At 33.0% G+C, this 9,943-nt stretch carries 8 protein-coding genes; all 8 read left to right on the forward strand.

The genetic code is table 11. From position 1 onward, the window contains the following. The first annotated feature begins 573 nt into the window (after positions 1 to 573). The 8 genes from F6K15_RS12365 (at position 574) to F6K15_RS12400 (ending at position 9,761) form a co-directional block, all read left to right on the forward strand. A complete protein-coding gene (locus tag F6K15_RS12365) occupies positions 574 to 2,301 on the forward strand; it encodes an alpha/beta hydrolase (RefSeq protein WP_293061150.1) in 1,728 nt (575 codons plus the stop codon). Between the two features lie 172 nt (positions 2,302 to 2,473). After that, positions 2,474 to 3,082 carry a hypothetical protein gene (locus F6K15_RS12370; RefSeq protein ID WP_293061152.1) on the forward strand — a complete coding sequence of 203 codons (609 nt, stop codon included), beginning with the start codon at positions 2,474 to 2,476 and terminating at the stop codon, positions 3,080 to 3,082. Positions 3,083 to 3,455: 373 nt separating this feature from the next. Further along, complete coding sequence (locus tag F6K15_RS12375) at positions 3,456 to 4,103, forward strand: class I SAM-dependent methyltransferase (protein WP_293061153.1); 648 nt, start codon at positions 3,456 to 3,458, stop codon at positions 4,101 to 4,103. A gap of 95 nt (positions 4,104 to 4,198) precedes the next feature. Then, positions 4,199 to 5,146: a hypothetical protein gene (locus tag F6K15_RS12380; RefSeq protein ID WP_293061155.1), complete on the forward strand. Its 948-nt coding sequence runs from the start codon at positions 4,199 to 4,201 to the stop codon at positions 5,144 to 5,146. A gap of 293 nt (positions 5,147 to 5,439) precedes the next feature. Next, a complete protein-coding gene (locus F6K15_RS12385) occupies positions 5,440 to 6,153 on the forward strand; it encodes a class I SAM-dependent methyltransferase (RefSeq protein WP_293061157.1) in 714 nt (237 codons plus the stop codon). 56 nt (positions 6,154 to 6,209) lie between these two features. Then, positions 6,210 to 7,283, forward strand: coding sequence for a hypothetical protein (locus tag F6K15_RS12390; protein ID WP_293061159.1), 1,074 nt, complete (start codon positions 6,210 to 6,212; stop codon positions 7,281 to 7,283). 378 nt (positions 7,284 to 7,661) lie between these two features. Further along, positions 7,662 to 8,375 (forward strand): class I SAM-dependent methyltransferase, encoded by a 714-nt coding sequence (locus F6K15_RS12395; protein ID WP_293061160.1) that lies wholly within the window; start codon positions 7,662 to 7,664, stop codon positions 8,373 to 8,375. 24 nt (positions 8,376 to 8,399) lie between these two features. Beyond that, positions 8,400 to 9,761 carry an aspartate aminotransferase family protein gene (locus F6K15_RS12400; RefSeq protein WP_293061161.1) on the forward strand — a complete coding sequence of 454 codons (1,362 nt, stop codon included), beginning with the start codon at positions 8,400 to 8,402 and terminating at the stop codon, positions 9,759 to 9,761. Positions 9,762 to 9,943 lie beyond the last annotated feature (182 nt).

Below are 9,943 nucleotides of genomic sequence, written 5' to 3' on the forward strand. Positions count from 1 at the left end.
AACGGGTCGATTTGTGGAAGAACAGGCAATGGTTTCGGCCATTTTATGTGAAGAAATTTTCTTGAATTTCAGCAGAAAATTTCAGTAAATTGATGCCAATAAGAGCAAATAACTTAGGAGAGCAACTGAATATAAAAAGTTCCTAATATTCAATTCCGTAACGGTTTTAACCAGAGGTAATTATCCATTATTCATTATCAATTAATGAAATGCAACGTCCCTACTGCTCACTATTCTATGAATATAGCAATATTTTATGAAATTGGTATAACTACAAGTTTTTCTTTTGTTTGTAGAATAATGATACTTTTTATTCCTATTATATTAGGATAACTTAAAAAAATAATGCTTGTGGATCTATCTCTCTATTCAAATTCCTGCATATAGATGAAATTAGCATTTTGTGGCACAATAAATTTATATACTTGAGTTTAATAGGAGTTATTAATGGTATTTTATTGCTTAAAAGCAAAAGGATTTTACGGGAAAATCATCAATTTTATAGGCTCTAAAATAGCTCAATCACAGCAGATAAAGATCTGCAATATTAAACAAAAATTAGTTTTATTGAAAATGAAAAATCACTCGATATTGATTGCTGGATTAACTATATTATCACCTATTTTTACCACCATTTCTGCCTCTGCTGCTGAAAATCTTATAATTTCTATTCCTGCTCTCGATATTACAGATCCAATCGTAGTTTCTTTGCCACCTTTTCAACTAAAAATACCAATTGAATCTATCGAAAGGTTTGCTAATGAAGGAGAATTTAGCAAAGAATTTACCTTTTATTCTGAGCTGCTCACAACAGAAGAAACAAAAGAAATACAGACAGTCCTGAAAAAACAAAAACAAGAACTAAGAGAACTTTTTCAAGAGCGTTTTGATGTTAATTCTACTATTGTAAACGCATTTATGGAAGAACCAGCAGGACAAGAAATTCTGAAAAGATTAGGTAAAATCCTGAAAACTGGAGAAAATAAAAATGGGAGTGAAGCTCTCCAAACAGCTATCCATTTAGCTCTTGCAGAACCAGATGGTTTGACTATTATTAATGTGTTGAAAAAATTTCCTGGAGATTTATTAATAGAACTTCAAGAAGGTATCAATTTAACTGAAGAATTAATCGAAAGATTTGTAGAAGAACGCTTAATTGTAATAGAGCTACAAAATCAAGCTCAAGAACGATTGCTAAGTGAGAATAAAGTTGATTTTAATAATTTTCCAGATTTAAGAAAAGCAGGAAATATAAAATGGGAAAAACAATCTATTACCTTTAGAAATCCTAATCGCGACCGCTCTTCTCCAGCAAATATTTATCTCCCAAAAAATTCAGGAAATAAATTAATTCCTGTGATAGTTATTTCCCATGGTTTAGGTTCAGACATTAATAGCTTTGCCTATCTTGCCGAACATTTAGTCTCTCATGGTTTTGCAGTAATAGTACCAGAACATATTGGTTCAAGTGCAGAAAAACTTGAAAATTTCTTTGCAGGTTTTAGCACACCTGTAGATGGAATGGAATTTATTGATCGCCCACTAGATATTAAATATTTACTAGATGAATTAGAGGCAAAAATAGACTCCGATCCAATTTGGCGAGGTCAGCTAAATTTTAAACAAGTGGGAATAGTAGGTCAATCTTTTGGCGGTTATACTGCTTTAAGTCTTGCGGGTGCTCCCCTAGACCTAGAAGAACTACGAAAAGAGTGCCAATCTGAAGATACTAAATTTATCTTTAATTTATCTCTATTATTACAGTGTCAAACGAGTAATTTACCAGCAGAAATAACTAACAATTTACGAGATGAACGTATCACAGCAGCTATTGTAATAAATCCAATTAGTAGTGGTGTATTTGGACCCCAAAAAATTAGTAAAATTGCAATACCTGTGATGATTATTGCTAGTACTAGAGATATTTTTGCCCCACCAATTCCAGAGCAAATTTATCCATTCATTAGTTTAACTACTACAGAAAAATATTTAGTTATTAGTGAACCAGCAACTCATTTTTCGTTTATTGCTGTAGAAGAAGAGGAAGTTTCTCTAGAACTACCAATGAAATTAGTTGGTCCCGATCCTAATTTAGCTTATCCTTTTATGCAGGTACTAAATTTAGCATTTTTTCAAGCTTATCTGACCAATCAATCTCAATCTTTACCATATTTAAGTGGGTCTTATCTACAATATATTAATCAACAACCATTTACTTTTAGTGTATTAAAGTCTCTCACAGAAGAGGACTTACAAAAGGCGATAGAAAATTTTTCCAAACGATTAAGTAATATTAATTAAAGAAGCACATCAGTATTATTGCCTCGATCAAAAAAATCCTCCAGCAGCACCATCAACCTGTAGAATGTAGGCTCAAGAGCAATAAGGAGGAATCACTTTTTGGTCCCTCAAGTAATGCCTGAAGATACTTATATTATGGTATTATGGTTAATTAATATGACTTGATAGAATTTTGCATACTAACTATCTTATATCATTAGAATCTCTAGGAATTATTGACGGGAATAAAATTAACAAGAAGGCAAATTCTATGCTCAAAGAAAACAAAAAAGTTGAGTTAAATAAATCAAAAAGAGATTATAAAATAGAAGTCGTCGATCATGAATTTATTCTCAATCGTTGGGACGAGATTGATGCAATTTTATATAGAGTATTTGCAGATTCAGAGTTTAATGATAACTTTGTCAGGACTCGTCCAGCAGAACATACTTTAAAAAATCTTAGGGAACCTTATCAAGAAGGTATAAAGCATATTATTGCACTAGATTTAGATAATAATATTCTGGGAGCTTTTTTTGTTATTCCTACTTATAAACCAGAAGGAAAAGAAGATTGTGATTTAGGATGGATGTTTACTATCGAATTACACCCAAGATTCCGCCATGAAGTACTGAATGCTATTATTGATAAAGTTCATCAAGTAACTAAAAATGCTGGTTTTGCCAGAAGAATTACAGAAATGGGAACAGAAGCAGGAGCAAAGTTTTTATCTAAAAAACATGGTTATATTCACACTCCAACTCCGGAAAAGTTGAATAGATGGACTAAAGAATTAAATTAATTTACAGCAGTTTTTGAGTTGATGAGATATAAAGTTTTGGAACTTTAGGCAACTTAGTACAAAACTGTAATAACTATCTTAAAAAGGTAAGCATTTCCTAGGTCATGCTGCGCAAACAGCTATTAGTACTCAGCTATCAGCAATGTGAGTAATAGACATCTCCTCCAAAAGAGGGAACAGGGAACAGGGAACTAGGGAGAAATAATTGACAATTTATAGATAATAATTGATTTGATTTTTAATTTCCACGCCTATGTCTAATGAATAATTACTTCTAAGAGCTGATAGCTGATAGCTGACCACTGAATGCTTACTTAAAAAGTGCTGTAAACTAGCAAAAAATATAATTTTTTTCATAGGATAAATTGAACAAATGAACGATCAATACCAAGAACTTGCTAAATTTTATGATAAGTTTGTCCAACAAAATAGAAACTATTATGAAATTGCTACCGAACTTGCTCAAATCATAGGGGAAGTTAGAAATTTATTGGATATAGGAATAGGTACTGGTTTAATAGTAGAAAATTTACTCCAAATTGAACCTGCCTACAAAATAACTGGAATTGATACCAGTGAACCTTTATTAGAAGAAGCTCAAAAAAGATTAGGACAAAAAGTTGATTTATATTGTCAAAGTGTTTCTGAATTAGATATTGGTAAAAAATTTGATGTGGCTTATTCTCGTGGTGGTGCTTGGACGTTTGTTAATTATGAATCGGAAACAATGCTTGCTAGTCACATTTTTAGTTCTGAAGATATACAAAAAAGCTTTAATTGTGTTGCCAAACATCTTCAACCAGGAGGTCTACTAATAATTAGTTGTTCTAATGCTTATGGAGATAATTTAGTAGAATTGGATAATGATATTGTTCATAAAAGAATTGCTACTACTGAATTAATTGAAAATGAACGTTATGCTATTCTTGATTATCTTTTTTATCAAAATGAAAAATTATTAACGCAACAAACACTAAAACTCAAATTACTCAGTCATCAAACCTGTAGGATGATGTTATAAAAAGCAGGATTTATAGAAAAAAATATTAACCAAGAAAAATATTACACCTACTTAAAAATTTAAGCACAATATTTTTATAATAGCTAAAAAATACTATGAAAATTGGCTACATTAAACCCAGTTTCCCTAACGAAAAAAGAGTCGGTTTATTACCGCAACATTTGTCCTACTGTAGTCCAGAGGATGAACGCAGATTTGAAGAAGGTTATGGGGAAACTTTAGATATTCCTGATGCAGCTTATGGAGAAGGTGCTGGTTATTCTCGCGAAAGTCTATTTGCTTGGGCTGATATAATTTACTGCATTAAAGTTCCCCAACCCCAAGATTATCAATACTTTAGAGAGAATCAAACTCTTGTTGGTTGGATTCATCCCTTTGGTGCATCAGGAGGACATTTTCGAGAATACTGTGCTGAACCGAAAAATCTGCGACTATTTGATATTGGGAATGACATCTCTATCCGTATTACTCAAGGAAAAACAGAAACTCTGAATACTCCAAGAGATTTTTTAAAAGAAAATCACATATTCGCAGGTTATGCTTCAATGATGCAAGCCATTATGTTGCGAGGTGGAATTACCCAGAATGATCGAGTAGCAGTATTTGGCTCAGGAAATGTGGCTTATGGCGTCTTGAAATATTTGCTGAGTAAAGGAATTGAACCTATATTACGTCGCCGGAGTAATGTCGATTTAATGCGACAAGAATTTAAAGATTATGATATTTTTATCAATACAGTGGAAATTGCTCAAGGGGATGCACCCATTGTTACTTTTGAAATGCTTGATTCTATGAAATCTACAGGTTGGATTATTGATGCAGCAGCAGATACTGGCAGAGCAATTCAAGGTACTCGTGCAACTAAAATAGGAAATCCTATCTATCAAGACGATCAAGGTCATACTTTTTATGTGGTTGACAATTCTCCTTCTCTGCTGTATAGAGAAAGCAGTACAGGGATTAGTGAAGGTTATGCCAAACATTTTTGGAGCAGATCTATGAGTTATTGGTACAGTGATTCCTGTAAAGCAACAAGTAATTGAATTAAGAAAACAATAGATATATAATAAATCCAGTTGTTTCTACCGTAAGCATTCAGCTATTAGCTATAAAAGCAGAGAGTTTTATTAATATAGACTTTAAAGCCAGCTTTTAGGCGTAGTATAAATTATAATTCAATTTAGTAAAGCTTTTATCTAAAACTAAAAGCAATAACTGATGGCTGATAGCTGACGGCTGAGTGCTTACTATCAACAACCCATTGTGATTGTTGAAGGTTCGAGACAATATGTTTTTGATGAAACAGGTAAACCTTATTTAGAGACTTTTGTAGGAAATGAACGATCAATATCAAGGACTTGCTAAATTTTACGATCAGTGTGTCCCACAATATAGGAACTACGATCAAATTGCTACTCAACTTGCTCAAGTTATAGGGGAAGCTAGAGATTTATTAGATATAGGAATAGGCACTGGTTTAATAGTAGAAAATTTACTGGAAATTGAACCTAAATATAAAATAACTGGAATTGATACCAGTGAACCTTTATTAGAAGAAGCTCGACAAAGATTAGGAGGAAAAGTTGATTTATATTGTCAAAGTGTTTCTGAATTAGATGTTGGTAAAAAATTCGATGTTGCTTACTCTCGTGGTGGTGCTTGGACGTTTCTTAATTCTGAATCCGAAATAATGCTCGGTAGTCATATTTTTAGTTCTGAAGATATACAGAAAAGCTTTAATTGTGTTGCTAAACATCTTCAACCAGGAGGTCTACTAATAATTAGTTGTTCCAATGCTTATGGAAATAGTTTAGTAGAATTGGATCATGGTATTATTCATAAAAAAATTGCCACTACTGAATTAATTGAAAATGAACGTTATGCTCTTCTCAATTATCTTTTTTATCAAAATGAAAAGTTATTAGCGCAAGAAACAGTAAAACTTAAATTACTCAGTTATCAAACTTGTAAAATGATGCTTGAAAAAGCAGGGTTTATAGAAAAAGATATTAATCCAGGAAAATATTATACCTACCTAAAAAACACTTAAAAATTTCAGCACAATATTTTCATAATGACTCACAAAATACTTAGCTTAGACTGATTATGACAAAGCAATATTCTTTGGGATTCATTAGTCACTCTCAATTTCAGAAAGAGAAGCGATCGCCAATATGGTGGGAACATTTAACAACAGAAAAACAAAATCATCCCTTAATTAAGGAATACATTTTTGAACGAGAATTTGGCTCTCATACATTCCTAGAATCAGCAGATACTCATTTGATTCGATTAGGTTGTAAGGTCTTAGATAAAATTAGCCTACTTAACTTGAGTGATATAGTTGTTTCTCTCAAGCCAAAAGATGAATGGGAATATATGCGACCAGGGAGTACATTAATTGGCTGGTTTAATCATCTCCAGTCTCCTCCTGAAAATTTGACAAATATTACAAATATAAAGCTTTTAGAGCTTGAAAATCTAAATATCCAGGCTGAAGGAAGACAGCAAAAAATACTCTATAGGAATGCTTATGTTGCTGGCGAATGTGGGATAGCTCAAACACTTGCAGAGCTAGAAAAGCTCGATCCTTCTTCCCCTGCCATTGCTCAATCAGGACGACTAGCAGTAGTTCTCGGTTATGGTAATGTAGGTAAAGGTGCTACTGTGGAGTTACTTTCACAAGGTGTTGAAAGGGTTGTAGTTTTCTCTCAGCGTCAACCTGTTACCATTGAGAATAAGTTGGCAGGTGTAGAATACCGACAGATGGAATATAGTTTTGGTCAGACTTATGAACTGTTCTCTGAAGGCCGAAAGCTACCTTTAATAGATAGCATTTTGGCTCAAGCAGACATTATAGTTAACGCAACGACTCCTTCTAAGCTTCAACAAAAATGGACATTTGTTCCTGAAAATAGCTTCCATCAGCTAAAACCAAACATGGCATTTATTGACCCCATACATAAACGTGGTCATGGAGCTGATTTTACTCATGTTACTGAACTTGCAGAACCAGTTAAACTCATCTGTAAAGCAAATCATTCTATATGGTATAACGGCTGTAATGCTATGCCAAACTACCGTCCTGCTTATGCTTCTTATACTATTTCCCAAGGTCTACTCGATCATTTAGATAGTCTAGTGACGTTCTCCTGCATCAAATCAAAGATTATGATGTAGGCTTCCCCACCTCACGGACGCGGGCTTTCTGTTTTGCTGGCGCAACGCTACGCGAACAAAGGGAGTACAAGCACTTAACTCTCAACAGACAGAGACGATGAGACCCACCGCCTTTTTGTACTAAATTCTGTACTCCAGAAAGTTCCCTCAAGAGTTTTACCTTTTCACGGTTTGACTAGAACTTCTGAATTGAACCCCATACTCTATGTTGTTTTCATGGTTCTTTTCAATTCCCTTCCCGTTAACATTCGTATAATGGGAGACCCCTTGCCGACATCAAAGTTGGAAGCTGTTACAGGAGACAGAACAGTAAATCGGTAGTTGGTGATTAATATGCAATTTTTAGCCCAGTACTTTATTTAGATACTTTTGCAGGAAATGAACGATCAATACCAAGGACTTGCTAAATTTTATGATAAGTTTGTCCAAAAAGATAGAAACTATTCTGAAATTGCTACCGAACTTGCTCAAATCATAGGGGAAGCTAGATATTTATTAGATATAGGAATAGGCACTGGTTTAATAGTAGAAAATTTACTCCAAATTGAACCTGCTTACAAAATAACTGGAATTGATACCAGTGAACCTTTATTAGAAGAAGCTCAAAAAAGATTAGGAGAAAAAGTTGATTTATATTGTCAAAGTGTTTCTGAATTAGATGTTGGTAAAAAATTTGATGTTGCTTATTCTCGTGGTGGTGCTTGGACGTTTTTTAATTGTGAATCAGAAACAATGCTCGCTAGTCATATTTTTAGTTTTGTAGATATACAGAAAAGCTTTTATTGTGTTGCTAAACATCTTCAAGCAGGAGGTATACTAATAATTAGTTCTTCTAATGGTTATAGAGATAATTTAGTAGAATTGGATAATGGTATTGTTCATAAAAGAATTGCGACTACTGAATTAATTGAAAATGAACATTATGCTATTCTCGATCATCTTTTTTATCAAAATGAAAAGTTATTAACGCAACAAACACTAAAACTTAAATTACTCAGTTATCAAACTTGTAAAATGATGCTTGAAAAAGCAGGGTTTATAGAAAAAGATATTAACCCAGGAAAATACTATACTTACTTAAAAACAACTTAAAAATTTCAGCACAATATTTTCAGAATGACTAACAAAATACTTAGACAAAATATACCATCTATTCCGCCATATAATTATCAACCTACTCCCTATATTGGTCTTTCAAAGCAACAAGTAATTGAATTAAGAAAACAATACATAAATCCAGTTGTTGCTACCTACTATAAACAACCAATTATGATTGTAGAAGGCTCAATGCAATACGTTTTTGATGAGACAGGGAAACGTTATTTAGATGCCTTTGCCGGAATAGCAACAATTAATGTTGGTCATTCTCATCCTCATGTGGTTAAAGCTGTACAAGAACAATCAGCAAAATTACAACATTTAACCACACTTTATCTACATCCAACAATTGCTGAATATAGCAAAATGTTAGTAGATAAAATGCCAGATGATTTATCAATGGTTTATTTTGTTAATTCTGGTTCAGAAGCTAATGATTTAGCAATGCTAATGGCGAGGGTTTATACTGAAAATTTTGAGATAATTACTCTGCGCAATGGATATCATGGTATGGGTGGTAATACCATGGGATTAACATCTCAAAGCAGTTGGAAATATTATCCTCCTCATAATTTTGGGATTCATCATGCTTTAAATGCTGATGTTTATAGAGGTCCTTGGAATAATAATGAAAATAATGTTGCTGATAAATATGCTGATGAAATTCAGAATATTATTCAATATGCAACCTGTGGAAAAATTGCTGCTTTTTTTGCTGAATCTATTCAAGGAATGGGGGGAGTAATAGTTTATCCAGATGGTTATTTAAAGAAAGTATCTGATTATGTTCATCAGGCAAAAGGATTATTAATTATTGATGAAGTTCAAACTGGTTTTTGTCGAACTGGTAAAAGTTTTTGGGGTTTTGAACTTCAGGATGTTAAACCTGATATTGTCACTTTAGCTAAAGGTATTGGAAATGGATTACCTCTTGCTGCGGTTGTAACAACACCTGAAATTGCTCAAGCATTTACTCAAAAAATGCACTTTAATACATTTGCTGGAAATCCTATTTCTTGTGCAGCAGGTAAAGCAGTTTTAGAGACAATTGAAAAGGAAAATTTACAACAAAATTGTTATCTAGTGGGAGATTATTTACTTGAAGGTCTTCATAATTTACAAGAAAAATATGAATGTATTGGGGATGTTCGTGGTTGTGGATTAATGATTGGTATTGACTTAGTTAAAAATCGGGAAACAAAAGAACCAGACTCTGAACTTACATCCCAAATTCACGAAGTATCAAAAGATTTAGGATTAATTATTGGTAAAGGTGGTTTATATCGTAATATTTTACGGATTAAACCACCTCTTTGTATTACAAAAGCAGATGTAGATTTTATTATTCAGGTTTTGGATTTTGCTTTTAGTTCTGATTAAGGGAACAGGGAACAGGGAACCCACCCCTAACCCATCCTGGGAGGGGAATAATTGATAATTTATGGAGAATAATTGATTTTCTTTTTAATTTCCACCAGGTGTCTAATTATTCATTTGTAAAAATAGTATTGATATGATAAAGTTGGTCTGGTAATTTCACTTTTACTATGATTGATTTATGA

The sequence above is a fragment of the Okeania sp. SIO2B3 genome, assembly GCF_010672525.1.
In the GTDB taxonomy this organism is placed as follows: Bacteria; Cyanobacteriota; Cyanobacteriia; order Cyanobacteriales; family Microcoleaceae; genus Okeania.